Source organism: Nocardia sp. NPDC004278 (assembly GCF_053602975.1).
Genome location: NZ_JBSGEQ010000019.1, coordinates 72,340 through 98,782, shown reverse-complemented (window position 1 = coordinate 98,782; position 26,443 = coordinate 72,340). Strand labels below are relative to the sequence as shown.

Below are 26,443 nucleotides of genomic sequence, written 5' to 3'. Positions count from 1 at the left end.
CGATCATTCACACGCCCACTTCGGTTGTGTTTCGCTGTCGCATCACAATAACACCGGACGTGGACTCCTTCCCGACCAAAAACGGCGGCAGCGCCAGCTCGAAAATCTTCCGCCAAACCGATCCGACTTGTTTTCCGAGCGAACCGGTGTTGTACGGCAATCCATACTTCGCGCACAGTTCCCGAACCTCGGGCGCCATCTCCGGATAGCGGTTCGCGGGCAGATCCGGGAACAGATGGTGTTCGATCTGATGCGACAGATTACCGGACATGATGTGGAACAGCTTGCTGCCGGTGATGTTGGCCGAGCCGAGCATCTGCCGGACGTACCACTCGCCGCGGGTCTCCTCGGTGGTCTCCGCTTCGGTGAACGTCTGTACGCCCGTTGGGAAGTGGCCGCAGAAGATGATGGAGAAGGCCCACAGGTTGCGCACCAGATTCGCGGCGGCGTTCCCGGCGAGCGTGCTGAGGAACAGCGGACCGGTCAGCGCCGGGAAGACGACATAGTCCTTGAGCACCTGCCGACCGGCCTTGCGCCACTGGCCCTTCAGCAATCGCTTGACCTCCGCCCAGCTTTTCTTGCCGCGCAGGATGTTCTCCACCTCGAGGTCGTGGCCCATTACGCCCCACTCGAACGCCACCATCAGCGCAAAGGCGTACAGCGGCTGACCGAGTCGCAGGATATTCCACTGCTGCGCCGCATCCATGCGCAGGATGCCGTAGCCGATATCGCGGTCCATACCATGGATATTGGTGTAGGTGTGGTGCATGTAGTTGTGCGAATGCTTCCACTGATCCGCCGGGCAGACGGTATCCCATTCGAACTCACGGGAATTCAGGCCGCGTTCACGCATCCAGTCGTACTGGCCGTGCATGACATTGTGGCCGATCTCCATATTGTCCAGGATCTTCGACACACTCAGCGCGGCAACCGCGGCCAGCCAGAACGGCGGCAGGAAACCCAGATACATCAGGCCGCGACCGGCGATCTCGAAACCGCGCTGCGCCTTGATGATCGAGTAGATGTATTCGCGGTCACGGTCGCCGAGGTCGGCGACGATGCGGGCGCGCAGGTCGTCCAGGGCCCGGCCGAGTTCCTCGACCTGCTCCGGGCTCAGTACCACCGGGCCATCTTTCGTTTCGGTCAAAATTGTCATTGGTGTTGGTCCCCTTGTTGTTTCAGATATCGATCTCGACGTCGCCGACGGGCGCGTTGATGCAGAGCTGGATGGGCTGATCCGGATCGCTGTCGGTTTCGCCGGTGCGCACATTGCGGGTGCAGCCGGTGCGCCGCACCGCGGTGCAGGAAAAGCAGATACCCATCCGGCAGCCGTATTCCGGGGTCAGGCCAGCGGCCTCGGCCTGTTCCAGCAGGACGGCGCCGTTGTTCTCGGCGGTCCTGCCGCTGGCCGTGAAGCTGACCGTGCCGAACGCCTCGTCCGCATCGACGGGGGTGGTGGACAGGGTGAACTCCTCGGCGTGCAGCCGGTGGTCCAATCGTTCGGCCTCGAAGATCTTGCGCACCGCGTCCATCAGGCCCTGCGGTCCGCAGACATAGGTCTCGCCATCGGCGAACCACGGCGCGATGCGTTCGAGCTGGTCGTAGTCGAAGTAGCCGGACCCGTCGCCGGGATGGCGCACCTCGATGCGGAAGTTCCGGTACGCCTGCGCGATCGCCTCCAGCTCCGCCCGATGTGGCACCACTTCGGGCGATTTCGCATAGTGCAGGAAGGCGAGTTCACCCGGGTAGCCCTCATCCGCCAGGGTGCGCAGCATGGACAGCACCGGCGTGATGCCGCTGCCGCCGCTGATCAGCAGCACCCGTTCGGGGCGCGGTTCGGGTAGCCGGAAGACGCCGTCGGCGGGTTCGAGGCTGACGACCATGCCCGGGACCGCATCGCAGTACAGATATTGCGAAACCAGGCCGCCCGGATGCGCCTTGACGGTCAGTTCGATGTGCCGGTCGCGCCGGGCCTCCGGATTCACCGGCGAGTAGCACCGGGTGTGCCGGATGCCGTCGATCACGACGCCGATCTGCACATATTGTCCGGCGGCGTGGCCGCGCCACTGCCGGGTGGGACGCAGAGTCAGCGTCACTGAACCCGGCACCGAGCGGCGGACGTGGGTGATCTGCGCCCGCAGCTCGCGAGCTGTCAGCGTCGGATGAACGAGCTCCAGGTAGCGATCGAGTGGGTGCGGGGTGGTCAGGGTTTGTACCAGGTCGAGAAGTCCGACCATGCGGTTCTCCGTTCAATGTGCGGCGGGCGCTGGGTCCTCCGTGGTCACGCAAGCTGCTGTCCAGCGGACCGCGAGCTCATGCCGCGGGTGCCTCTACTTGTCGGGCTGCGGCGTGCTCCCGAACTTCTTCGACGAAGATTTCAGTGCACGCCTGTACACTCAACAAGTGTGACTGATGAACCGGGTCCGGTGTCAACCAGCAATTGATGTGACCCGAACTACATCCTCGGAATGGACGAATGGTGAACGGATGTATGCTCACTGTGATGAGCGAGCCCGCAGGTAGCCGAATAGAACGCAAGGAGCGCACCAGGCAGGCCCTGCTCGACGGCACGCTCGCGCTGGCCGCCGAGCGCGGCTTCGGTGCCCTGAGCCTGCGCGAGATCGCCCGTTCCGCGGGCATTGTGCCGACCGCCTTCTACCGCCATTTCGCCTCACTCGACGATCTCGGCGCGGCCCTGGTCGACGAAGGCATCCGCGCGCTGCGGCTGGCCCTGCGCCAATTGCGCCGCACGCCCGACGCCCGGCTTTCGGAGACCGTGCGGTTCGTCTTCGAACAGGTCGCCACCAAGCGCGAACTCTTCGGCTTCATCACCCGGGAACGCCGTGGCGGTTCGGCCGCCCTGCAGCACGCCATCGCACTCGAACTGCAATTGATCGTCCGCGAGTTGGTCGTCGACCTCTCCCGCATTCCGGACCTGGACTCCTGGTCCCCGGAAGACCTCGAGCTGGCCGCCGACCTGATCGTCTCGACGGTCGCCGACTGCATCGCCGACTACGTGGCCGCCGCACCCCGCGACCAACCCGCCATCATCGACCGCACCATCCGCCAGGTCCGCCTCATCGCCCTCGGCATGGCCGCCTGGCGGCCCGCGAAGAACCGTTAGGCCGCGTTCCGCTCCGGCCCGCGCACCGGCAGCAGCGCCGCCAAACCGAGGGCGAGGACCGCCAGGATGCCGACAATGCCCGCGCGATCGGCATCGAAGGCCCAGACGAAGAAGCCGAAAAGAGCTGGGGCAAGGAATGATACGGCGCGGCCGGTGGTGGTGTAGAGGCCGAACATCTGGCCTTCGCGGCCGGGTGGGGCCAGCCGGGTGAGGAAGGAACGGGCGGCGGATTGGGCGGGGCCGACAAAGATCGTGAGCAGCAGGCCGAAGACCCAGAACATGGTCGGACCGGACACGATCAACAGCGCGATGCCGCAGATCACCATGGCGACCAGCGAGATGACGATCACGATCTTCGGGCCGACCCGGTCATCGAAACGCCCCGCGGTGACCGCACCGAGCGCCGCGACGACATTCGCTGCGATGCCGAAGAGCAGCACATCGGAATCGGCGATGCCATAGACCCGCACGGCCAGGATGGCACCGAAGGTGAACACCCCGGCCAGGCCGTCCCGGAAGATCGCACTGGCGACCAGGAAGCCGACGGTGCGCCGATCGACAGCCCAGAGTTCGCGCAGATCCCGCCACAGCACCCGGTAGGAGCCGAAGAATCCGGCCCTCGCCGCGCCCGGATCGGCATTGGTGCGCGGTAGTTCGGGCACGACCAGCAATACCGGCAGCGCGAAGGCCGCGAACCAGACGGCGGCCAGCATCGCCACCAAACGGATATTCGTCCCGTCATCCACGGGCACGCCCAGCAAGCCGCGGTTGTCGCCATGGCCGGATATGAAGCCGAAATAGCTGATCAGCAGAATGAAGATGCCACCGAAATAGCCCATGGCCCAGCCGAATCCGGAGACCCGTCCGACATCGTCGGGAGTGGAGACCTGGCGCAGCATCGCGTTGTAGGGCACACCCGCCAATTCGAAAAATGCCGAGCCGAAGCCGAGCAGGACCAGACCGAGCCAAAAGTACCGGTAGTCGTCGTGCACGAAGAACATCAGCACCATCGACAGGATGGTCAGCGTGGTCAAGGCCCCAAGGGAGCCTTTGCGTTTCGCGCTCGCGTCGAAGCGCTGCCCACTGATCGGCGCGGTGAGCGCGACCGCGAAACCCGCAAGGCCCAGCGCCCAACCGAGCCAGGCGCTCGGTGACACCCCGCCCGGCAGATCGTCGCCGACCTTATCGGTCAGATACACCGAGAAGACGAAGGTCAGGATCACGGCGTTGAACGCCGAGGACCCCCAATCCCACAATCCCCACGCCACCACGTGCCCGCGCCCGGCGGCTTGCCCGACTACCGCTCGCGGGTCCACCTCGGGCTCGCCCGTCACGCGACCACCAACCCATTCGAATCGCCGCGCAATGCCGCCCTCATGGGCGCAGCCTAATGCGGATTTCGTCGACAGGCGGGTCAACGCTCGATACCGTCCTCTATGCACTCAGTTGCATAGTACTGCCTGTAACGATAACCTTGGGCTATGGCCCTCGAACATGCGCTGCTGGTATCGCTGACCGAGCGCGCCGGTTCGGGTTATGAACTGGCGCGCCGCTTCGACAAGTCCATCGGCTTCTTCTGGAACGCGACCCATCAGCAGATCTATCGGGTGCTCAAGCGCATGGAGGAATCCGGGTGGCTGAGCAGCGAGGCGGTGGCCCAGGAGGGGCGCCCCGATAAGAAGGTCTACTCGGTGAACGAGGCGGGCCGCGCCGAATTGGCGCGCTGGATCGCCGCGCCGACCGATACCGCTATCCCGCGCAACGAACTCGGCGTGAAGATCCGCGCCGCCGAATATGGCGATATCGACGCGCTCTGCGTCGAGGTCGCCCGGCACCGCGATCAGCACCACCAGCGGCTGGAGCTCTTCCGGCTCATCGAAAAGCGCGACTTCCCGGCACCGGATCAGCTCTCCGGTACCCCACTGCACCAGTACCTGGTGCTGCGCGCGGGCATTCGCGTGGAGTCCGGATTCGTCGAATGGTGCGACGAAGTACTGCAAGCCCTGCAACCTCGTGCAACAGCCCCGCACGCGGACCCGAAGAAAGGTGAGACTCAGCGATGAGTTCGTTCCCCCATCTTTTCGAGCCCCTCGATCTCGGCTTCACCACCCTGCGCAATCGCGTAATCATGGGATCGATGCACACCGGCCTGGAGGATCGCGCCTGGGATACCAATCGGCTCGCCGCCTATTTCGCCGAACGTGCCCGCGGCGGTGTCGGTCTCATCATTACCGGCGGCTACGCACCGAACCGCACCGGCTGGCTGCTGCCGTTCGGCGCCAAGCTCACCAACAAGACCGAGGCGTACCGGCACCGGGTGATCACCAAGGCCGTGCACAAGGAGGGCGGCAAGATCGCCATCCAGATCCTGCACGCGGGCCGCTATTCCTATATGCCGGGCAGTGTTTCGGCATCCTCGATCAAGGCCCCGATCAACCCGTTCCGCCCGCGCAAGCTCTCCGCGCGCGGCGTCGAGCAGACCATCGATGACTACGTCCGCTGTGCGAAGCTGGCCCAGTTCGCCGGCTATGACGGCTGCGAAATCATGGGCGGTGAAGGTTACTTCATCAACCAGTTCCTCGCGCCGCGCACCAATAAGCGCACCGACAAATGGGGCGGATCGCCGGAGAACCGGCGCCGGATCGCGGTGGAGATCGTGCGCCGCACCCGGGCCGCGGTGGGGACCGACTTCATCATCGTATTCCGGCTGTCCATGGCCGAGTTGGTCGAGAAGGGCCAGACCTTCGATGAAATCGTCGCGCTGGCAAAGGAACTCGAAGCCGCGGGTGCGAGCATTCTGAATACCGATATCGGCTGGCACGAGGCGCGCGTCCCGACCATCGTTACCTCGGTGCCGCGCGCGGCCTTTGTCGAATTCACCGCGAAGATCACCGAGCAGGTGAATATTCCGGTCTGCGCGTCGAACCGGATCAATATGCCAGAGATCGCCGAGGAAATCCTCACTCGCGGTGATGCGCAACTGGTTTCGCTGGCGCGTCCGTTCCTCACCGATCCGGAGTGGGTCAATAAGGCCGCCGCCGACCGGGTCGACGAGATCAACACCTGTATCGCCTGCAACCAGGCCTGCCTGGACCACGCCTTCCAGCACAAAACCGTGTCCTGCCTGCTGAACCCGCGCGCAGGCCATGAGACCGAACTGAAGCTGCTGCCGACCCGGCGCAGCAAGCGCGTCGCGGTCGTCGGCGCCGGCCCGGCCGGACTTTCGGCCGCGGTCAATCTCGCCGAACGTGGACACCGCGTAGACCTTTTCGAGGCCGACGACAAGATCGGCGGCCAATTCGATATCGCGCGCCGCATTCCGGGCAAGGAAGAGTTCAACGAATCGATCCGCTACTACACCAGGATGCTCGAGATCACCGGCGTGAACGTGCACCTGAACAAGCGGATCACCGCGGCGGAGCTGATCGAGGCGCGCTACGACGAAATCGTGCTGGCCACCGGTGTGCGCCCGCGCATTCCGAATATTCCGGGCATCGACCACCCGATGGTGCTGTCCTATGCCGAACTGGTGCGTGCGGAGCGGCAAGTTGGCAAGCGCGTCGCGGTCATCGGCGCGGGCGGTATCGGCTACGACGTGAGCGAATTCCTCACTGTCGAAGGACATCCCGCGCTCAAGCTGGACGAGTGGAAGGAAGAATGGGGCGTCGACTCCACCGACGAGCAGGTCCCCGGCCAGCTCACCAAGCCCAAACCCGCGCCCGCCGCGCGCGAAGTCGTACTGCTGCAACGCAAATCGACCCCCTTCGGCAAGGACCTCGGCAAAACCTCCGGCTGGGTGCACCGCGCCGCACTCAAAGCCAAGGGCGTCGAACACGTCGGCGGCGTCAACTACGAGCGCATCGATGACAGCGGCCTACACATCAGCTTCGGCGAAAAACGCCAACGCCCCCAACTGATCCCGGTCGACAACGTCATCATCTGCGCAGGCCAGGAATCCGTACGCGAACTCGAAGAACCCCTGCGCGCAGCCGGAGCCACCATCCACCTCATCGGCGGCGCCGACCTGGCAGCCGAACTCGACGCCAAGCGCGCAATCGACCAGGGCACGCGCCTGGCCGCCCGGCTCTAGCAGCGCACCGGCCGGGTACCCGGTGTCGAGGCGCGACCTATCAGAGTGGGTTGAGGCGGGCCTTGAGCAGGCAGAACTCATTACCTTCCGGGTCAGCCAGGACATGCCACTGCTCCTGCCCGGTCTGGCCGATGTCGGCCGGGCGCGCACCGAGCTTCAGCAGGCGTTCGAGCTCGGCGTCCTGATCGCGGTCGGTGGCGTTGACGTCGATGTGCAGCCGGGACTTCCCCGGCTCCGGCTCATCCCTGCGACTGAGGATGATCGTCGGCTGCGGACCGCCGAACCCTTCGCGCGGCCCGATCTCCAGCGTGCCGTCGTCCTCCCGATCGAGCACGACGAAGTCCAGTACCTCGCACCAGAACCGCGCCAGCACCTCAGGGTCGCGGCAACCGAGCACGAGCTCACTGATACGACATGCCATTAGCGAAACCTGCTCTCAGCCTGGGGAACTGCCGGGAGACCACAGGCAAACCTCATGGGCTCCCAGCGGTGAAAACAATCCCGCGATCGTACCGGACGAGGCGAGCACGGGCGACGCGATTTCAGGGCCGACCCGGTCCGGGCAGCCGGGCAAGGTGCCGATCGCTGCCTTGGTCAGTTTCCTCCAGCAGATAGCTGCGTATCAGGGCGCGAGAGTAGTCCTCGGTCTGGAGCAAACCGGGTGCCAGTTCGTTGCATCCTCGATGGTGTCGATGGGGTGGCGTGGTCTGTGTGTTCGAGACCATTGTGCGGTCGGCGATCACCAGTTGAGTTCGGCTGTGGGTGAGTGCACGCGTTCTTGTCCGGATCCTGTGGGACCTTGCCGATTCGGGGCAGGGATGGGCGCTGAGATCATCTTCTGGTCCTATCCCCTAGGCTCCACTCGTGAGCTTGCCCTCTCCTACCTCTGAGAATCGCGCGGTCGTTACCGGCGCCTCGTCCGGCATCGGTACCGCACTGGCCGCTGAACTTGCTGCTCGCGGGTATTCGTTGATCCTGGTTGCGCGGCGTGGGGAGGTACTGAACGAGCTGGCGCAGCGGCTGACGCTGGCGCACGGCATTACCGCTGAGGTGCGCGCAGTTGATTTGTCCGACCGCAGCGCACGGGCGCCGCTGGTCGAGGAGTTGGCCGCTCGCAATATCTCGATCCTGTGCAATAACGCCGGTATTGCCACATTCGGCGCGGTTGCCGAACTCGATCCGGCCTATGAGCGCGACCAGATGGAGCTCAACGCCGTCGCGGTGCACGATCTCACCTTGGCCGTGCTGCCCGGGATGATCGCCAGGGGTGGTGGCGGGATCCTGATCAGTGGGTCGGCGGCGGGCAATATGCCGATTCCGAACAATGCGACCTATGCGGCAAGCAAGGCCTTCGCCAATACCTTCTCCGAATCGCTGCGTGGCGAATTGAAGGGCTCGGGCGTACACGTCACCCTGCTCGCCCCCGGCCCGGTCCGCACCGAAACCCCGGATCCGGCCGAGGCCTCCATCGTCGACAAAATGGTCCCCGACTTCATGTGGGTCACCTCCGAATACACCGCCAAGATTTCCATTGACGCCCTGGTCCGCAACAAGATGCGTGTGGTCCCGGGCCTGATCAGCAAGGGCATGAGCGTCGCAGGCCAATACGGCCCCCGCTCCCTCACCGCCCCGATCGCCGGTGCGTTCTACAAGAAGCTCGGCGGCTGAAGACCCCGGGCCGCTGCGAACGCTCGGCGGTCACCACCCGATGAGGCCGCAGGCATGACCTCGCACACGGCCCAAGTTCGAAGATCCGGTCGGCGGAGACGTCGCGCACCCACTGTTCCTTTGCTGCGCCGACCACAGCCGGTGCGTCTTGGTTGTCCTGACCCGCCGACCGCACGCGTCAACCGTGACGGGAACGGCAGCCCGGCCGTGGGCAGCATCGGCTTGGGTGCCGACAGGGTCAGCGGACGTAACCGCGTGCCCTGACCGACCAGAACCACTCCCGACCCGGACCGCACGCCCCGCGGTCCGAGTTCCAGCGTCGTTGCGACGAGATGCCAGATCTGCGCCGCGCCCCGTAGAACGCGCTGGAGGCGGCAGCCAGCAAACTCACTTTCGACCCGAAGTGGTGACAGACGCCGCCGGTTGACACCCTCGCGCCGAGCCACCACGAGGTCAGGTCCACTGTGGCCGGTTCCGCGATCAGTTCCGCGCGCAGGATGTCCAGCAGCACTGTCGGGCGGCAGGAAGCCGAGCCATGCACCGGCGGGAACGTCGGATCGGGCCCGGCTCAGCGCGAGCGCGGGCCAGGTCACAGCGCACTGCACATCGGTCAGCAACCCGTCAGGAACCAGCTCGGGCGCGTCAAGGAACTGTCAGCATTTCCCATGGTCAATAGGAAGCGGCGTAGTCCTGAAGTCGGCCCCGCATGGAGAGAAAGCGGGGGCACACCGAGGAGAGAATCCACGTGACGCTGCTCGAAATCTTCCCGTCGCTACGGTCGGGAATGCCTTCGCGCCTCGACTCCGCGGTCTGGCCGCGGGATACCCACTACGACGGCGACGGCAGAATCACCCTCGGCGGGGTCGCCCTCGCCGACATCGCCGACCAGTACGGCACCGCCACCTACGTACTCGACGAGCAGGAGGTGCGCGCCCGCTGCCGCGCCTACAAGAAGGCCTTCCCGGAGGCCGAGATCATCTATGCGGGCAAGGCGCTGATGATTCGCGCGGTCGCGGAATGGGTTACCCAAGAAGGACTTTCGGTGGACGTATGCTCGGCGGGCGAGCTGGCCATCGCACTCGCTGCCGGTGTCGATCCGAAGCGGATCGTCCTGCACGGCAATGGAAAATCCTACGACGAGCTGGATGCCGCCGTTCGCAGCGGCGTCGGCCGGATCGTGGTCGACTCGCTGACCGAGATCACCCTGCTCTCCGCGCTGGCCACCCGGCCACAGCAGGTACTGCTCCGACTATCTCCAGGCATCGATGTGCACGGGCATCCGGCGGTGAAAACCGGTGTGCTGGATCAGAAATTCGGTTTCCCGATCGGCAGCGAGATGGCTACTGAAGCGATCGAACGCGTTCTGCGCATGCCGAACCTCGAGCTGATCGGTTTCCACTGCCACCTCGGCTCCCAGATCGACGATCCGGACCACTACGGCGAGGCGGTGCGGCGGATGATCGGCGAAATGGCAAGGGTCCGCCAGGATTACGGTCGCATCCTCACCGACCTCGACCTGGGCGGCGGACATGCGGTCGCCTACCGCAGCTGCGACGCCGAGATGAATCTGGCCGAACTCGCCGACATCATCGACGACGCCCTCGACGCAGGCTGCGCGCGACACCACTTCCCGCGCCCGAATATCGCCATGGAACCGGGCCGCGCCATCGTGGCGCGCGCCGGGGTCACGCTGTATCGGGTGCTGTCGGTCAAGCACATCGATGGCGGACGGACCTACGTCACCGTCGACGGCGGCATGGGCGATAACGCCCGCGTGGCGCTTTATGGCGCGAATTACGAAGTGGTCGTTGCCAATCGGCATATATGCGGTCCACAGATGACCGCGACGGTGGCCGGTCGCTATTGCGAGGCAGGCGATGTGCTGGCCACCGATATCCGTCTGCCCGCCGACCTACGTCCCGGCGAGGTGCTGGCAGTGCCGTGTACCGGCGCATACCACCACAGCCTCGCCTCGTCCTACAACAGCGTCGGCCGTCCACCGATCATCGCGGTGCACAATGGGCGCGCCCGCCAACTGGTCCGCCGCGAAACCATTGCCGATCTACTCCTCCGCGATATCGGCAACTGACCGCGCCGCCGGTCCAATCAGAAAACGAACCGCGCCAGGCGGGGACGCGGCGGTCAGCGGGACGGCGACGCAATCCGGCCTCGCGCACCGCGGCAGCGCGGCCCGGCGATGCGGCGCGCGAGCTGGACCGCGCCACGAGTTCACGAGCCCATCTCGATCATCCGGCGCCTCGGACCGGACTGTTCGCCGAGCGCGCTGGCGGCAACTCAGCTTTGTCCGGCGGCGTGTTCGATGAACCGGCCCAGCAGTTCGTGCAACTGTCGCCGCTCGGCATCCGAGAATGGCGCCAGCAACTCGATCACCACCGCATCAGCGGTGCGGTTGGCGGCGTCGAGCCGTTCCCGGCCGCTCGCCGTGATGTGCACGGCATAGCTGCGGCGGTCCCGCTGATCCTTGCGTCGCTCCGCCAACCCCCGCTACGAACGAATCGTCGCCACCGCGGGAAAACCCGGCACGGGCGTGCGGTTCCTCGACCCGCAGCGCGGGACGCGGTCCATGCCTACGAGAGCGAAATGCTCGACTACGGTTTCGACATGGTGGAACGCTCCCCGCGCAGCGTGACCTGACGCTCAGTTCGGCCCACGCAGCTTCTTCGCCGTCTGCACCGCGGTGAGCGCATTGAGACGGCCGAAGCCGTACTTGGCGCTGTGCCCGTCCGCGCCGTATCCGCCGTGCTGCGGATCGATCATGTCGCATGACTGCTTCAACAGGTCCTTGACCTCGTGTGACGCGAGATCCGGGTGCACCGACAGCACCAAGGCCACGACACCGGCCGCCCCGGGGCATGCGCTCGACGTACCACCGAAGCTATTAGTGAAGTTTCCGGCGGCATCGCCGTCATCGGTGGTGCCGACGTTGTACCCGGCGGCACCGTGCCGGTCGACGGTCCAGATACCGGGTGTCAAAGCGTCGGGATGATGGAACGGCGGATGCCCGAAGTCGCTGCTCGGGAACGCGCACCAGACCGCCTTGCCGAAATCGCTATAGACACTGCGTTTTCCGGTGTCGTTGCAGGCCGCGACGGCGATCACCTTCGGGAAACTCGCGTAACCGTCATTGTCGACGGACTCGTTGCCATTGCCCGCGGCGAACAGCACGACGCATCCCTTGCCATTGCGACCATTGGTCACCGCATGCTCGATCGCCAATCGCGTGCTGGCCGGTAGCGGCACCACCTGATTGTGGGCCGGGTCGTTCGGTCGGAACCAGACGCCGTCGGCGGGGCCCCAACTGCACGAGATGACATCGGCGCCGTGGTCGGCCGCCCACACGAAGGCGCGCGCCTCCGCTTGGGACCCGAGTTCGGAGGCGAGCCGAATCGGCATCAGCCGGGCGGCGGGTGCCACGCCGGAGGCACCGAGCGTGCCATCGGCGCAGGCGACACCCGCGCAGGCGGTGCCGTGATTATCGCCGTCCCGGGGTCCGGTCCCGTTCGAATCGCGCGGGCGCGGATTGCTGGTCTGCAGGGTCGCGTCGCGCGGTGCGACCACCTTGCCCGCCCCGCCGAATTCCGGGTGGTCGATATCGACACCGTCATCGATCAGCGCGATCGTGACGCCATTGCCGCGCGTAATCGCATGGGCCGCTTCCACATTCGCGTGCGCGTTCACCGCGACGCCGCCGATGGTGGTCGGCTTCAGATGCCACTGCTGCGGGAAGATCGTCTTGCGGGAGCGACGCCGGATCAGCTCAGGATGGCAATAGACGACATCGTCACGGCTCAGCAGCCCATTCGCGATATCGAACACCTGCTGCCCGGTCCCCTCGGCCGCGCTGGTGAAATACGCGTTGGTCGCATATGTCACCGTTTCCTTGATCCGCAGACCCGCCTCGTCGAGCACCCTGCGACACTGCTCGGGCTTCGCGTCGTCGGTGAACTTCACGAAGATGTTCTCGGTGTAGAGCACCGGCTCCTCGCTCACCGGATCCACGAGCACGTGACCGGCGAAACGCACCTCCGGCGCGGCGGCCAGCACCGACTTGCGCGCGGCGACCGACCGCGAATCGGGCGGCACCCGATAGACCTGCACGCCGGCCTCGGGATAGGACACCACCAGTGCCGCGTCATCGAGTTCACCGCTCAGCGGTGTGCGGACCGATCCGATGGAGCGGGGAATCGGACGCTTGTTCTGGGTTCGGACCGCGATCAGGTCCGGACTTTGTTGCAATGGGAAACCGGGATCGTTTTTGGTCCCGAAGTTTACGGTAGGCATGACGACTCCTTAACTGTCTCCGCCCCGAACACCACCGCGAAAATAGCGCTGACCAGCGACGATGTATCGAGTACCGGCTACTCGAAAATGACTGGACCCGCCGACGGCAAACAACGGGTCCGGATTTCCACCCGGGTGGCGCCCCTCAGCGCTTACGGGTGCCGAAAATGCTGCGGCTGATCTCGCGCCCGGCGGCGGTGGCCGCCGAACGCAGGAAGCTCTTCACCGCCGGATTCCGCATGATTCGCTCGGCCGCCGACTCCTCCGCCTCAGGGGCACGGCCGGGTGCCGGAGCTGGCTCCGTTTCCTGTTGCGCCGCAGCGACTTTCGCGGCGAGTATCTCGTAGGCCGACTCTCGATCGATGGTCTGGCCGTACTTGGCGGACAGCACACTGGACAGCGCTCGCGACTTGATCTGCTCATCGCCGATGGTGTCCATCAGCGAGCGCGGCGGCGCAATCCTGGTCCACGCCACCGGAGTCGGGGCGCCCTGCTCCGAGAGCACCGTCACGATCGCCTCACCGGTGCCCAGCGAGGTGAGCGCCTTCTCCAGGTCGTAGGCCCCGGTCTTCGGATACGTGCGCACCGTCTTGGACAGCGCCTTCTGATCGTCCGGGGTGAAGGCGCGCAGTGCGTGCTGAATGCGCGCGCCCAATTGGGAGAGCACCGGATTCGGGATATCGGTGGGCAGTTGGGTGCAGAAGAAAACGCCCACGCCCTTGGATCGGATCAGCTTGACCGTCTGCTCCACCTGCTCCAGGAATGCCTTCGAGGCATCGGCGAATAACAGGTGTGCCTCATCGAAAATGAAGACCAGCTTGGGCTTTTCGACATCGCCGACCTCCGGCAGGGTCTGGAACAGATCGGCGAGCACCCACATCAGGAAGGTGGAGAACATTACCGGCCGGGCCGCTTGGGCGCCGAGTTCGAACAGCGTGATCACACCCTGGCCGCCCGCGGTGCGCAGCAGATCCGTCGGATCCAGTTCGGGCTCACCGAAGAATGTATCGCCGCCGTCGGCCTCCAGATTCACCAGCGCACGCAGGATGACACCCGCGGTCGCCGCCGAAACGCCGCCAATGCCCTTGAGATCTTCCTTGCCCTCCGGACTGGTGAGATGGGTGATGACCGCACGCAGATCCTTCAGATCCAGCAGGCCGAGCCCCGCTTTGTCCGCCCAGTGGAAGATCAGCCCGAGCGTGGACTCCTGGGTCTCGTTGAGGCCGAGCACCTTACTGAGCAACACCGGCCCGAATGCGGTGATGGTCGCGCGGATCGGCACCCCGACTCCGCCGGTCCCGAGCGAGACGAATTCGGTCGGAAATGCGGACGGCGCCCAACCCGCCGCGCCGGTTTCGGCCGCTCTGGCGCTGAGCTTGTCATTCGCCTCACCCGGCTGCGCGAGCCCCGAAAGGTCACCCTTGATATCGGCGAGCACCACGGGCACACCGGCCCGGGAGAGCTGTTCGGCAATGCCCTGCAACGTCTTCGTCTTACCGGTACCCGTCGCACCGGCAACCAGACCGTGCCGGTTCATGGTGCGCATCGGAATCCGTACGCGCGCAGTCGAATCGACCGCGCCGTCGACGACAATGGCGCCAAGCTCCAGCGCGACTCCGTCGAACGCGTACCCGGCGGCGATCTCCTGCGCCACGGATTGCTCTGCGGCCCTTTCGGTTTCGTCTGCCGCCGCCTTCGCGGTTTCGGCCGCCGCGGCACTGGCGGCCGCCGTCTCGGCCGTCGCGGCGGCCCTCGACTGCGCGGCACCGGCCTGCACCACCGCATGCGCCGCATTCGGATCGGCGGTCGCGGCCGCCGCCTCCTGCTCTGCCAACTCGCGCTCGGCGGCTTCGGCCGCCGCGGCCGCCTCCGCTGCGACGCGCGCCGCCTCCTCGGCTGCCTTCCTGGCCGCGGCCGCCCTCTCCTGAGGGGTCGGCCCACCCGGCTCCCGACCACCCCCGATCGAATCGCTCCGCGATCCTGTATTCATCGCGCGTCCTCCGTCTGGTCTGACTTCGCACTGCTTCCGCAGTGTTAGCTGTCATGTCGAAAACGCCTACGCCGATCTCATCCAAACTCTATCGCCGCCCCTGCGGTCGAGCCGGCTCAACCCGCTGGTGACGTGCACTTATTACGCAGAAAGCACCGGTATAGCCGCCGGTTTCGAGCAATGCGAGAGCGGGCATCCGCCGATGCCGAAGGCATCGCCGATAAACACAGCTAAGGTTGCTCTGGTGTCCGATAAATACGTGGTGTGGATGGATTGCGAGATGACCGGCCTGCGCCTGGACAGCGACAAGCTGATCGAGGTGGCCGCGCTCGTGACCGACAGCGACCTCAATATTCTCGGTGAGGGCGTGGATATCGTCATCCACGCCGATGACGAGGCGCTGGCCGCCATGCCGCAGGTGGTCGCCGATATGCATGCGCGCTCCGGCCTCACCGACGAGGTGCGCCGCTCCACCGTGACCCTCGCCGACGCCGAGAAGCAGGTGCTCGACTACATCCGCGAATACGCCCCGACGGCGGGCACGGTCCCGCTGGCGGGCAATTCGATCGCGACCGACCGCGGCTTCATCGCCCGCGATATGCCCGCGCTCGATTCGCATCTGCACTACCGGATGATCGACGTGAGCTCGATCAAAGAGCTGTGCCGCCGCTGGTACCCGCGCATCTACTTCGGCCAGCCGGAGAAGGGCCTCACCCACCGCGCCCTCACCGATATCAAGGAGTCCATCCGCGAGTTGGAGTACTACCGACGCACCGCCTTCGTCCCCACCCCCGGCCCGTCGACCGCGGAGATCGCCGCCATCGCGAACGAACTGAGCGGAACCGTGAAGAGCGCCGATGCGGCCGGACAAAACGGCACGTCAGAAACCGATTAGGGACTCGAGGGGTTGACACGCTAATATCGACCGCGCTGGTAATTCACCGGCGATGGTGAGTGTAGTTCAGTTGGTAGAGCACCAGGTTGTGATCCTGGCTGTCGCGGGTTCGAGTCCCGTCACTCACCCCTGTATGAAGGTGTGAACCGAATCCCAAGGGAGGCGGTTCACACCTTCTTCATTTCCGCAGGTAGAACGGTAGGACCGCCCGGTTCGCACAGCGGGACACGAGCACCCTCGAACGAGGCGTAGGAACCCGTTGGGGACAAACCGGCAGCCCATATCGTCGGATTCCGCAGCCGACGTAAATTCCACTGGGACACCGCTCGCGGTGACAACAAAGCCGGTCGTGAAGTGAGGGCGCCAGGTGACCCAGGTCGTGGGTAGCGAGCAGGGCCATATCACCTAGTGGCAGAGCGTTGGGTTGGGCCGCGGCTTATGTTGGGTCCACGCGCTCGAGCTTGGTCCAGCCGGTCCAGCCTCGCTTCGTCAGCAGTTCGATCAGCCGACCCACCTGCGGCGTGGTATCGAGCGCCAGTGTGTCCAGCAGCTTGGCGAGCGGTGGGTCGATGCCGCCGCCGACATAGTCTTCGCCCTGCTCGTCGGCCGTCTGCGTGATGTAGGCGACCGTCCTGTCGGCCAGCTCGACCAGCCTCGGGTCGTCGTCGGTCCGGTCGAGAGCCTGGCCCAGGGTGAGATAGAAGTCGATGAACCGCGGGTCGGCGATCTGCTTGCGCTTGCGTGCCATCAGCTCCGGGACTTGTTCGGGTGAGTGTGCGGCCAGCGGGATCCAGCCGTCGCGTTCGACCTGGACGATCCGCTCGTCGACCCCGAGTGCCCGCAGTCGATCGAGAAACTCGACGACTTCTGGTGGCAGCGCCAGGCTGTCGCCGGCGGCGAGACGGGCGATCCGCTCGCGGTGCCGCTGCCGCTCTCGGATCTCCGCCCGTAGCCGGTCGTCGATGTCTGCGACCGCCGCCGCGAACCCCTCCGGGTCAGCCTGCAGCAGCTCCCGCACGCGCGCCAGCGGGACTCCGGCCTGGGCGAGGATCCGAATCTTGATCAATTCGACCACGGCGCCGGCGTCGTACCGCCGATAACCGGAGTGGTCCCGCTCCGGCTCCGGCAGCAGCCCCTTGGCGTGATAGTGCCGCACCGCCCGCACTGTCACTCCGGCATAGGACGCCAGCTCGCCGATCGTCAGCATCGGATCAGTCTCCTGGACCTGAGAGCTGTTTACGAGGCCGCTTGGCCCGCCGGGCCTTGTGTGCTCCGGATGATCTGGGCGATTTCCGGGGCGTGGGTAATGACGAGCCCGTGACCGGCGTCGAGCCAGCAGGTGGAGATATGCGGCCGCTCGCGGACGAGGCGCTCGATGCCGGCGCGCCAGTTCTGGTTGCGCCACGGTGCCCGCCCCTCGCCGCTGTCGCCGGCCATCGAGCTCGACATGATCATGGTGACCGGACAGTCGATCCGCCGGTACTGGTCGAGGATTCCGGACCGAACCACTTCGATCTCGAGATCGAGGTCGAGGAATGCCTGTGCGGTGAGCAACACCTGACGCGCGGTGCCCCGCTCGGCCTCGAGTTGCGTCGCCAAATTCTCCCGCATTGCGCGGAACTCCGGCAGGTCGGCCTGGGTGATGAAGGGTTCGGGCACCGGGTTCGCCCCGTCGATGAGAACGAGCTCGGCGACCATGTCAGGACATTCGGCGGCGTAGTGCACGATCAGATCCGCGCCCAGCGAGTGGCCCACGAGCACGGGCGCCGAGGGCAGGTCGAGGCGTCGAATCTCCGCCATCACGGCGGCGAGATCACCGAGGAACGCCTGGAAGGAGTACCGGTCGGCGGCCGAGGAAAGACCATGGCCGCGGAGATCGAAGGTCAAAACGTCGTGATCGTGCCGTAGCAGCTCGATGAGTTCGTGCAATTCGACCTGTGTCGAAGTCAGCCCAGGGCACAGGACCAGCGGTCGTCCCTCGCCGCCGCGCGACACCGGGATCGTGACACCGTCGTGGTGAACCGTGAAGTGCCGCATCGCAATGGTTTCCGTAGTCATGCCAACCATGCTGAGAGGTTGCCCCTGCGTCAGGGTCAACCGTCGGACGACCTGTCCGCTGCACCCCCCGGCAATCGACAAAACGATCAGCCTGCGTCAGCAAAAAGCCCCGCTTGCGCACGGTCGGAAGCCACAGCAGGCAGCATGCGGTATCGACCGCGGCATCGGCGGCTGGTTCGAACGACACTGATCGTGAATCCAAGGACGGTAATGACCCAACTGGCAGCGAGCCCGAACGGTGGTGTGCGGTTACGCTCGAGGAATTGTTTCGTGGCGATCATCAGCTTGCCGCGACTCGTCGCTGTCTCGGCTCTTCCCGACTGTGATCCTGCCTCTGCCGTCCCCGCCGCCAGTGGACTAGCCGGTCGACGCGGTCGCTGATGCACTCGCATCGCAATTGCGTTGCGGGGAACCGGAATATGACCGCATCGTATGCGGCGCGCGCTCAGTTCATGGCGGTCGCCATCGCCGCCGGGTGGGCCTGGAAGCCGGCGCGGAAGTGTTCTTCACCAGCCGATTCGGGGATGGGACGGCACTTGTCGGTGCCGTCACCTATCTTGGGCGCATCGTGATCGACCGGGAGGGAGAACGATGGCCTCGAATCCGAGTGCCACGCCGGATGAACCGGCCTGGGAAAGTGCTTCTGTCGTACGGGTTTTGCCCGCCGTCGCACCGCGCAAACTGAACAAGGTGCCGTTCGTGGAACTAGCCGACGGACGCGTCCAGGGCGTGGTGTCGAGTGGCTCCGATATTTCACGCGTGTACGTGGCGTCGGTGACCGCGGGGACGCATGGGCTGAGCTGTAGCACCAATAACAACCGGCCGTGCGGCGGGTTGAACCAGGGGTGGGTCTGCAAGCATCTGGACGCACTCATCGAAGAAGCGGTGCTCCAGTACGGGCAGGACCGGGTGGCGCGGTTCCTGCGTGTCGAGGTCCCCGAGGGCACCCGACTCGCGCACTGCCTCAACGGAACTCGCGACCCGGCTCCCGCCGCCGCGGTGTTCAGCCGGTTCCTGCGGCATCTGACCTACCTGGAACTGCCGGGTAGCGCGACGCCGATCCCGGAACTGCACTGGTTCCCGGCGGGGGTGGGTCGCTGATGCAGGCTGTACAACTGGCCGCGCTGGCGGCTACACCCGACGGCGTCGCGGCGGCCCTGGACGCGGTGAGCGGCTTCGATACCGCGTTGGTCAACGGCTTCGCCCGGGTTTCCGAACCGCAGAGCGCGGCACTGGCGGCGCTGGCCGCGGCCGTGGCGGGTTCGCCACTGGCCGAGGCAGTTACGGCGGCGGTGTCGAAGGTGAGCACGGGGGCAATCGGCACGGACGAGCTGTCAGCGCTGGCCGCCGCCCGTGCCGCCCTGCTGGGCGCGGTGCACGACGCACTGGTCGACCAAGCCGATACGGCCATGGGCCGCAATCGATCCGAGTGGTCAATTGAACTGGATCAAGCCACCCCGAGCCCACTCGCGACGGGTTCCCGCGCCTGGCTGGGCGAACTGGCCATAGCCGGATGGCGCGGCGTGGACCACGACCTGGTGGCGGCCGCGGATCAAACCGTAGAGTCGCTGCTGGCCGAACCCGCGCTGCGACGGCTGGCGATGCTGCTGGACGGCTTCACCGCCGAACTGGGCGCTTGCGCGCCGATCGCCACCATGGACCGGGTGCCCGCGCGACGCTGGGCCGATCTCTGGACGCGCGCCCTGCTGCTGTCCTGGCGCGGCGCGGAATCCGCCGTGACCGAGTCGGTTTCGGGTCGGCTGCTGCTACTGGGCGTGGACCTACACGAGCACGGGACCGCGGTGCAGGCACAGGTGCACGGCGTGCTGGAAGTCGCGGGCACACCGGCCCGCCGGGTGTTGGTGTCGGTGGCGGCGGCCAAGGTGGACACCATTGTGGGACCAGCGGTTTGGCAGTTGCTGGGCGCGCATCGGCAATTGCTCACCGCGTTGGCCGAGCAGCGCGCGCTGGAGCTCACCGAGATGCCGCTGACGGCGACCGGTGACCTGCTGTGGGCTGACGATCAGGCCAAGGCCGGGGATGCCGCCGATCCGTTCGTCACCGCCACCGTGCAGCTGCCGCAGGCGCAGGCCCCGGCCGTCGCGCCGCTGAATCGCGATCCGGTGCACATCGCCGAACCGGTTCTGCTCGAGGGGTATCGGTTCCGCGACGGTGCGCTGGAGTTGGGTGAGCAGCGGATTCGGGTGGAACTGGACGCGCTGCCGTCCGCCGGTCCGCTCACTCCGGCCGGGGTGACCGGCTCCAGCGCCATGATCGGATTGCTGCGCTGGGATGCCGGCGGCTGGTCGGTGCGACCGCTGGCGGTGCGGCGCAAGGTCAAGAGCGCACTCACCGCCTTCCACAACGGTGATTGGGCGCTCGGCCCGACCGATCCGAAAGTCGCCAAGGCACAGGCCAAGTCGGGCGACGCCGTGGCGGTGTTGCGTGAACGCGCGGGACGGTTGCTGCGCAAATGACTACAGCATCGCGAAGCGATTCCATGGGAGGTGGCGGTCGGGTGACGGGTGGGCCGAATCATGAGACGCGACGCCAGATCCTGTACTGGCGTCTACTGGCCGGCGTCTTCAATGCGGATCAGCAACCGACGCTGGAACAGGCGAGCGCGGGCATCGTCGATGATCTGGGGTTGCCGCTGGCCGTGCTCGATCCGGGCATTTCCATCGACAATGTGGTGCAACGCTATCCGGAGATGAAGGCGGAGTTCGAAAGCCTCGACTTCTCCGAGACAGTTGACTCCACAGCCGAGACCGTGGACTCCACAGCCGAGACCGTGGACTCCGCAGCCGAGGACGCCGGTAACGAGGCCGAAGCCGCTTCGCCCCGGCCCGTCGGCGCGGCCGATATCCGCACCGCCGCACTGGTTTCCAAGCTGCTGCTGAACGTCTTCGCCACCGGCTCCGGTCAGGTCAGCGCCACCCAACTGGCGGGCTGGCAGTCCGATGCCACTTGGCTGCGCCGCTGCCTGGGTGAGGAGCAGGCCGGCGCCGTACAAGGCGTGCTCACCGGTCTGGAAGGCGAACTGGTGTCCCGCATGCGGCTGCGCGAAGTGCTGGCCGATCCGCACCTGGCCGCCCAGCTCACCCCGAGCATGTCGCTCATCGAACAACTGCTGCGCGACAAACACAATCTGTCCGGCGTGGCCCTGGTCAATGCCAAACGCCTCATCCGCCGCTACATCGACGAGGTCGCCGAAGTCCTGCGCACCCAGGTGCAGCAGACCAGCGTCGGCACCGTCGACCGCTCGGTCCCGCCCAAGCGGATCCTGCGCAACCTGGACGTGGACCGGACCATCTGGAAGAACCTGCCCAACTGGAACCCCCAGGACGAGCGCCTCTACGTCGACCGGCTCTACTACCGCCAGACCGCCAAGCGCACCGTCCCCGCCCGCATGATCGTGGTGGTGGACCAGTCCGGTTCCATGGTCGACTCCATGGTGAACTGCACCATTCTGGCGTCGATCTTCGCGGGCCTGCCCAAGGTGGATGTACATCTCATCGCCTACGACACCCGCGCCCTGGATCTCACCCCGTGGGTGCACGACCCGTTCGAGGTGCTGTTGCGCACCAATCTCGGCGGCGGCAACGACGGCCCGGTCGCCATGGCCATGGCCCAGCCCAAGATAACCGACCCGAAAAACACTGTGCTGGTGTGGATTTCAGACTTCTACGAGTTCGACCGCTCCCAGCCGCTGTTCGAGGCCATGGAGGCGGTGCACCGCTCCGGGGTGAAGCTCATCCCGGTCGGCTCGGTGAACAGCTCCGGCCACCAGAGCGTCAACCCCTGGTTCCGTGAACGATTCAAAAACCTTGGCACCCCGGTGATTTCCGGACGCATCCAGAAGCTCGTGCACGAACTCAAGAACTTTCTCGACTAGGAGACCAGCCATTATGAACGACGTTTTGCGCGCCCCCGCCGAGGTCAAGTACGCCGAAGAACTGGATTGGCTGGAGTCCATCGACGACGGCCCCAAGCCGTTCGCGTGGCGGCTGAGCCCGAAGATGGTGCGGCTGTTCATTCTCGGCTCCGAACGCGCCGACGGACTGGACCGCGAGGTGGAACAGAAGTGGTTCGGCGACCGCAGCTTCGTCGAGCGCAGCATTGTCACCCTGGCCTCGGACCGGGGTCTGCTGCTCATCGGTGATCCGGGTACCGGCAAGAGCTGGCTGGCCGAGCTGCTTGCCGCGGCCATCAGCCGCAATTCCACACTGGTGGTGCAGGGCACCGCCGGCACTACCGAGGACCACATCAAGTACTCGTGGAACATCTCCATGGTCATCGCCAAGGGGCAGTCGAGGGAGTCGATGATCCCGTCCCCGATCATGACCGCCATGGAGCAGGGCGTGATCGGCCGCTTCGAGGAGCTCACCCGCTCCACCAGCGACGTGCAGGATGCGCTGATCTCCATCCTGTCGGAGAAGTACGTCTCCATCCCCGAGCTCGACGACGACAATGTGGTGTTCGCGCAGCCGGGCTTCTCCATCATCGCCACCGCCAACAGCCGCGACCGGGGTGTGAACGACCTGTCCTCGGCGCTCAAGCGGCGCTTCAACTTCGTGCGCATTCCGGTGGTGTCCAACAAGAAGAGCGAGGCGGAGATCGTGCGTTTCCGCACCGCGGAACTGCTGCGCCGCCATTCCCTCGAACTGGAACTGCCACCCACGCTGCTGGACATCCTGCTGGAGAGCTTCGCCGATCTGCGCGCCGCCGCGGCCGCCGCCACCAGCGACGACGACAAGCTGGAGTCGGCGCTGTCCACCGCCGAGCAGATCGGTGTGCTCGAGGACGCCATCCTGCACAGCCAGTTCTTCGGTGCGAAGGAATTGCGCGCCGAGACCCTCGCCGGTTCGCTGGTCGGGTCCCTGGCCCGGCGCACGCCCGAGGACCTGGCCATTCTCAACAAGTACCTGCACGGCGTGGTCGAGCCACGCACCAAGGACAAGAAGGGCAATGCCGTCTGGGGTGAATTCCTGGAGGGCGGCCGGGCGGCCATCGCGAGGCTGTCGTGATCGTCTCCGATACCCGGTCCACGCCGAATACCTTTGCCGCGCTGCGGGATCAGTTGGCGGACGCCGCCGTCGCGTTCGCCGGAATGGGGGCGGCGGGCGACATCCTGACGGGCATGGTCGACGATGTCGACCGGGCGCTATCGGAGCGGCTGGAGATCTTCCCGGTCTGTCACCACTCACCCGCCTCCGGTCTGGCGATGGTGCGGCGGCTGCGCGAAAAGCAGCCGAGCGTCATCTACCTGGAACTGTGCGAAGACATGCGGCCGCTGCTGGACGAACTGCGCAACTGCCGGTTGCCAGTCGCCTTGCAGGCCTTCGCCACCGATGTCGAGGGTTTCCCGGCGGAATGGGCACCGCTGTCGGTGGTCGCGCCGATCACCGAATCGTCGGCCGAGTACCAGGCCATCGCCTATGCGCTCGATACGCCGGGTGTCGAACTGGTGCTGGTGGATCGGTCCACCGATCACGTCTTCCAGTGGGCTCCCCAAAAGGCGGAGTCGGAAACACCTGCCGACGACGAGCCGCCCGAGGACGAGGGCCTGCACGGCGCCGCGGTCGGCATCGAAATCGGTGATCTGCGGCCGCGTTTCGCCGAATTGGAAGAACACCTGCTGCACCACGGCAAGGTCCGGCACTGGTCGGAATGGTGGGACCAGTACGTGGAACAGCCCCTCGTGGACGCCGATTACGACACCTACCGCCAGGTCATGGTGATGATCGGCAGCCTGTTCCGGCGGCTGCGGCGCGGCAGCACCGTCGAGGACGAGGACCGTGAGAGGTACATGTGGACCCGTATGCGGGAACACTTGGCCGCCACCGACATCGATCCGGCACAGGTGTTATATGTGTGCGGCGCGGCCCATGCGGCCAGCCCGGTCGAACAGTTCGGGCTGGAGTCGGACGCGGCGTTCGAGATCTCGTCGCGCTCGGCCACCAAGTGGCACTACGGGCTGATCCCGTCCAGCCATTCCGCCATCGAGGCGCAGTTCGGGCTGGCCGGCGGCGCGGTGTCGATCGCGGCGGCCACCTGGGCAAAGGGATTGCGGCGCGGCAGATTGCAGTCGTTCCAGCTGGAGGGCCAACAGGGCACGAAGAAGCGCGCCAAGAAACCGTCGCTGCTGCCGGCGGAACCGGAAGCCGAAGTGACGGACCAGCTTTCGGGTTTTCTGTCCCGGCCGCCGGTGCTGGACCCACTCGATGAGGCCGAACTGCTGGAATGGTCGGTGGATATCGTCCGGCTGGCCCGGCGCAACGGGTACCTGGCCAGCACCGCCGACGCCATCGCCATCTTCGAGACCTCGATCCTGCTGGCGGGCTTGCGCAATCGCGCCCGTCCGACGCCGTACGACTTCCAGGACGCGGCCGTCACCTGCGTCGAGAAGGACCGGGTGCCGGGACGGCGTGATGTGCGGCGGCTGTGCGAAATCCTGCTCGGCGGCGACCGCATCGGCCAGGTCGGATACGCCGCGTTGCCACCGCTGGCCCGCGATGTGCTCGACCGGCTGGAACCACTGGGACTGGATCTGTCCAAGCGGACACTGCAACGCGCGCTGCTGGACCTGAAGGCGAATCCGGACCTGCGGCCGTGCTCGGATCTGCTGTGGCTGCTGCGCAGATTGCTGCCACAGGACGCGCTGCGGCCCATCATGGGTTCACGCGGACTGGGTGCGACCTCGATCCAGGAGAGCTGGGATATCGGGCTCGGCAAATACCAGCGCTCGCTGGTGGAACTCGGCTACGAGGGCGTGTCGGTGGAGCAGGTGCTGGAGCAGCGCCTGCGGCGTGCGGTCGCCGCACCGGACGCGACAGCGGCGGTGGCGCTGGGCGCGGTCGAGGACGCGCTGGTGTATCTGGGATCGGTCCGGCTCGCCGACGAGCTGGGCAATCGCGCGGTCGACCTCCTCGCCGCCGAGCGAACGGTCGACGATGCGCCCGTCGTGCTTCGGCGTATCCGGTTGCTGCTCAACTACTTCCGCTCCACCGAAGCCGGCCTGCCGGCGTGGTGCGAACGGTTCGTGACGGCCGGGTACGCGCACTACTGCACCCTGCTGCCCACCGCCTTCGCCGCCGAGGAGACCGGACCGGCGCAGGTGGCGGCCATGCTGGGCTTCCTGTTCGGGATGGAGAACCTGGCGCTATCGCTGGGCTGCGATCACACCCAGCTGGAATTGGCGGTGTTGCAATCGCATCCGGAGGCGCCGGCCAAGGTGGCCCTGCTGTGGGCGGCGCGGTTCCAACTCGGCCTGCTGACCATGGCCGAGCTGCGCGAGCGGTGCGACGGGATGCTGGCCAATCCCCTGGTACTGCCGACGGTTCCGCAGTACGTGAGCGGTTTCGTGCAGGCCATCGACCCGGCTCCGGCATTGAAACCCTTTGTAGTGGAGCTATTGTCGAAGGCCTTCGGCACGCTGCCGGACACGGTGCTGCTGCCGTGGCTGCCGAAGCTCATCACCACCCTGAAGGATCAGGCGGGCGGCCTGATCCCGGGACTGGTCCGCGAAGCGGGCCGCACCTTCCCCGGCGCACTGCCCGCCGTGGACGCCTTCGTTCCGCCCTGGTCGGTCGAATCCACCACGGCCGCAAAGCCGGTGGCGGCGGCACCGCGCGGGCCGGTCACCGAACTACTGGCCGCCCACCCCGCCGCCTGCGACGCGCTCGCCGGACTGCTCGGCGTCGAGGGCGGCTGGCAGGAGACCGGACCGGCCGGAAACAGCGAGGCAACCGGCTTGCTCGACCGGTTCCCCGCAACCGCCGCCGCACTGGCGGCGCAGCTCGCAGTGTCAGCCGCGCGAACCTGACGCGGGCCCGGCCGGTTCGTCCCCGAAATGGGCGGCCGGGCGGCCGCCGAACCGGCCCGGCCAAAACACATGCCACAGCCCCGCTTCAGCGAAAAAAAGGGGGAACCGTGGGGTCGGTTCGAACAGAACAGGTCAGGCCCGGTGATCCACCGGGCCTGACCTGTATATCTAAGTGGGCCTAACGCTTCACAACTCGAACACTTGGACGGTCGAAGGGCCAGCAATACGGATCGTGCCGATAGGCATTCGGCGGGTAAAGACCATGGCTTGACCGACCGATTCCACCAAGTTGTCGACGCACGGCACCCGCATCGTCTTTCACCTGCAGGGGTACGGGCCGCCACTCGTGGTTCTACACGGCACCCTGGTCACACCGGACATGTACCAGGACCTGGTCGATATGCTCGCCTTGCGGTACCGGGATCGTCGGGCACTGTTCTCCCAGCGGCGGGCAATTCGATTCGTTTCTTGGGGTCAGGCGTAGACGATCT

The 26,443-nt window shown here is 66.0% G+C and carries 20 protein-coding genes, 1 tRNA gene and 1 pseudogene; 12 read left to right on the top strand and 10 right to left on the bottom strand.

What is annotated here, in order from left to right; genetic code table 11:
- Nucleotides 1-7: 7 nt before the first annotated feature.
- Together ACWEO2_RS26685 and ACWEO2_RS26680 are read right to left on the bottom strand one after the other, a co-directional pair.
- Entirely contained in the window at nt 8-1,156 is a 1,149-nt protein-coding gene (locus ACWEO2_RS26685; protein ID WP_452407805.1) for a fatty acid desaturase family protein, read from the bottom strand.
- Nucleotides 1,157-1,178: 22 nt separating this feature from the next.
- Nucleotides 1,179-2,237 carry a ferredoxin reductase gene (locus ACWEO2_RS26680; RefSeq protein WP_452407804.1) on the bottom strand — a complete coding sequence of 353 codons (1,059 nt, stop codon included), beginning with the start codon at nt 2,235-2,237 and terminating at the stop codon, nt 1,179-1,181.
- Between the two features lie 266 nt (nt 2,238-2,503).
- On the opposite strand from ACWEO2_RS26680, the gene ACWEO2_RS26675 reads away from it, so the two are divergent.
- The gene (locus tag ACWEO2_RS26675; protein WP_355181029.1) at nt 2,504-3,124 is read left to right on the top strand and encodes a TetR family transcriptional regulator; all 621 of its coding nucleotides are present in this window, start codon (nt 2,504-2,506) and stop codon (nt 3,122-3,124) included.
- Here ACWEO2_RS26675 and ACWEO2_RS26670 read toward each other — a convergent pair.
- The gene (locus ACWEO2_RS26670) at nt 3,121-4,458 is read right to left on the bottom strand and encodes an MFS transporter (protein WP_452407803.1); all 1,338 of its coding nucleotides are present in this window, start codon (nt 4,456-4,458) and stop codon (nt 3,121-3,123) included. The two genes, ACWEO2_RS26675 and ACWEO2_RS26670, sit on opposite strands and share 4 nt — an antisense overlap.
- A gap of 147 nt (nt 4,459-4,605) precedes the next feature.
- Between ACWEO2_RS26670 and ACWEO2_RS26665 the strand changes: the two genes are divergently transcribed.
- Nucleotides 4,606-5,187 (top strand): PadR family transcriptional regulator, encoded by a 582-nt coding sequence (locus ACWEO2_RS26665; protein WP_452407802.1) that lies wholly within the window; start codon nt 4,606-4,608, stop codon nt 5,185-5,187.
- On the top strand, nt 5,184-7,214 hold the full coding sequence (locus ACWEO2_RS26660; protein WP_452407801.1) for an FAD-dependent oxidoreductase: 2,031 nt from the start codon (nt 5,184-5,186) through the stop codon (nt 7,212-7,214). Before ACWEO2_RS26665 ends, ACWEO2_RS26660 begins: the two co-directional genes overlap by 4 nt.
- A 40-nt stretch (nt 7,215-7,254) precedes the next feature.
- On the opposite strand, the gene ACWEO2_RS26655 is transcribed toward ACWEO2_RS26660, so the two are convergent.
- Nucleotides 7,255-7,635 carry a VOC family protein gene (locus ACWEO2_RS26655; RefSeq protein WP_354961309.1) on the bottom strand — a complete coding sequence of 127 codons (381 nt, stop codon included), beginning with the start codon at nt 7,633-7,635 and terminating at the stop codon, nt 7,255-7,257.
- Nucleotides 7,636-8,078: 443 nt separating this feature from the next.
- Between ACWEO2_RS26655 and cmrA the strand changes: the two genes are divergently transcribed.
- The gene (gene cmrA, locus ACWEO2_RS26650) at nt 8,079-8,882 is read left to right on the top strand and encodes a mycolate reductase (protein ID WP_452407800.1); all 804 of its coding nucleotides are present in this window, start codon (nt 8,079-8,081) and stop codon (nt 8,880-8,882) included.
- Between the two features lie 184 nt (nt 8,883-9,066).
- Here the strand turns inward: cmrA and ACWEO2_RS26645 are convergent.
- Nucleotides 9,067-9,178, bottom strand: a pseudogene (locus tag ACWEO2_RS26645) (sugar phosphate nucleotidyltransferase); the annotation flags it as partial.
- Between the two features lie 449 nt (nt 9,179-9,627).
- Here ACWEO2_RS26645 and lysA point away from each other — a divergent pair.
- The gene (gene lysA / locus ACWEO2_RS26640) at nt 9,628-10,971 is read left to right on the top strand and encodes a diaminopimelate decarboxylase (protein ID WP_452407799.1); all 1,344 of its coding nucleotides are present in this window, start codon (nt 9,628-9,630) and stop codon (nt 10,969-10,971) included.
- A gap of 206 nt (nt 10,972-11,177) precedes the next feature.
- Here the strand turns inward: lysA and ACWEO2_RS26635 are convergent, their stop codons facing one another.
- From ACWEO2_RS26635 to ACWEO2_RS26625, 3 genes are all read right to left on the bottom strand, one after another.
- Entirely contained in the window at nt 11,178-11,381 is a 204-nt protein-coding gene (locus tag ACWEO2_RS26635; RefSeq protein ID WP_452407798.1) for a MarR family winged helix-turn-helix transcriptional regulator, read from the bottom strand.
- A gap of 159 nt (nt 11,382-11,540) precedes the next feature.
- The gene (locus ACWEO2_RS26630) at nt 11,541-13,184 is read right to left on the bottom strand and encodes a S8 family peptidase (RefSeq protein WP_452407797.1); all 1,644 of its coding nucleotides are present in this window, start codon (nt 13,182-13,184) and stop codon (nt 11,541-11,543) included.
- 145 nt (nt 13,185-13,329) lie between these two features.
- Nucleotides 13,330-15,174 (bottom strand): helicase HerA-like domain-containing protein, encoded by a 1,845-nt coding sequence (locus ACWEO2_RS26625; RefSeq protein ID WP_452407796.1) that lies wholly within the window; start codon nt 15,172-15,174, stop codon nt 13,330-13,332.
- 244 nt (nt 15,175-15,418) lie between these two features.
- Here ACWEO2_RS26625 and orn point away from each other — a divergent pair, with 244 nt between their 5' ends.
- Together orn and ACWEO2_RS26615 are read left to right on the top strand one after the other, a co-directional pair.
- Nucleotides 15,419-16,069 carry an oligoribonuclease gene (gene orn, locus ACWEO2_RS26620; RefSeq protein ID WP_452407795.1) on the top strand — a complete coding sequence of 217 codons (651 nt, stop codon included), beginning with the start codon at nt 15,419-15,421 and terminating at the stop codon, nt 16,067-16,069.
- Between the two features lie 55 nt (nt 16,070-16,124).
- Nucleotides 16,125-16,197: transfer RNA gene (locus ACWEO2_RS26615), tRNA-His, on the top strand.
- A 308-nt stretch (nt 16,198-16,505) separates the two neighbouring features.
- On the opposite strand, the gene ACWEO2_RS26610 is transcribed toward ACWEO2_RS26615, so the two are convergent.
- Together ACWEO2_RS26610 and ACWEO2_RS26605 are read right to left on the bottom strand one after the other, a co-directional pair.
- Nucleotides 16,506-17,276, bottom strand: coding sequence for a MerR family transcriptional regulator (locus ACWEO2_RS26610; RefSeq protein ID WP_452407794.1), 771 nt, complete (start codon nt 17,274-17,276; stop codon nt 16,506-16,508).
- 29 nt (nt 17,277-17,305) lie between these two features.
- Entirely contained in the window at nt 17,306-18,127 is an 822-nt protein-coding gene (locus ACWEO2_RS26605) for an alpha/beta fold hydrolase (protein WP_452407793.1), read from the bottom strand.
- A 591-nt stretch (nt 18,128-18,718) separates the two neighbouring features.
- On the opposite strand from ACWEO2_RS26605, the gene ACWEO2_RS26600 reads away from it, so the two are divergent.
- The 5 genes from ACWEO2_RS26600 to ACWEO2_RS26580 are packed head-to-tail and all read left to right on the top strand — an operon-like array spanning nt 18,719 to nt 25,952.
- Nucleotides 18,719-19,228: a hypothetical protein gene (locus ACWEO2_RS26600; RefSeq protein ID WP_452407792.1), complete on the top strand. Its 510-nt coding sequence runs from the start codon at nt 18,719-18,721 to the stop codon at nt 19,226-19,228.
- Nucleotides 19,228-20,604, top strand: a complete 1,377-nt coding sequence (locus ACWEO2_RS26595) for a hypothetical protein (protein ID WP_452407791.1) — start codon at nt 19,228-19,230, stop codon at nt 20,602-20,604. The genes ACWEO2_RS26600 and ACWEO2_RS26595 overlap by 1 nt, the downstream gene beginning before the upstream one ends.
- 41 nt (nt 20,605-20,645) lie before the next feature.
- A complete protein-coding gene (locus ACWEO2_RS26590) occupies nt 20,646-22,022 on the top strand; it encodes a vWA domain-containing protein (RefSeq protein ID WP_452407790.1) in 1,377 nt (458 codons plus the stop codon).
- 13 nt (nt 22,023-22,035) lie between these two features.
- Nucleotides 22,036-23,154, top strand: a complete 1,119-nt coding sequence (locus ACWEO2_RS26585; protein WP_452407789.1) for an ATP-binding protein — start codon at nt 22,036-22,038, stop codon at nt 23,152-23,154.
- Nucleotides 23,151-25,952: a DUF5682 family protein gene (locus tag ACWEO2_RS26580; protein ID WP_452407788.1), complete on the top strand. Its 2,802-nt coding sequence runs from the start codon at nt 23,151-23,153 to the stop codon at nt 25,950-25,952. The genes ACWEO2_RS26585 and ACWEO2_RS26580 overlap by 4 nt, the downstream gene beginning before the upstream one ends.
- The last annotated feature ends 491 nt before the right edge of the window (nt 25,953-26,443 follow it).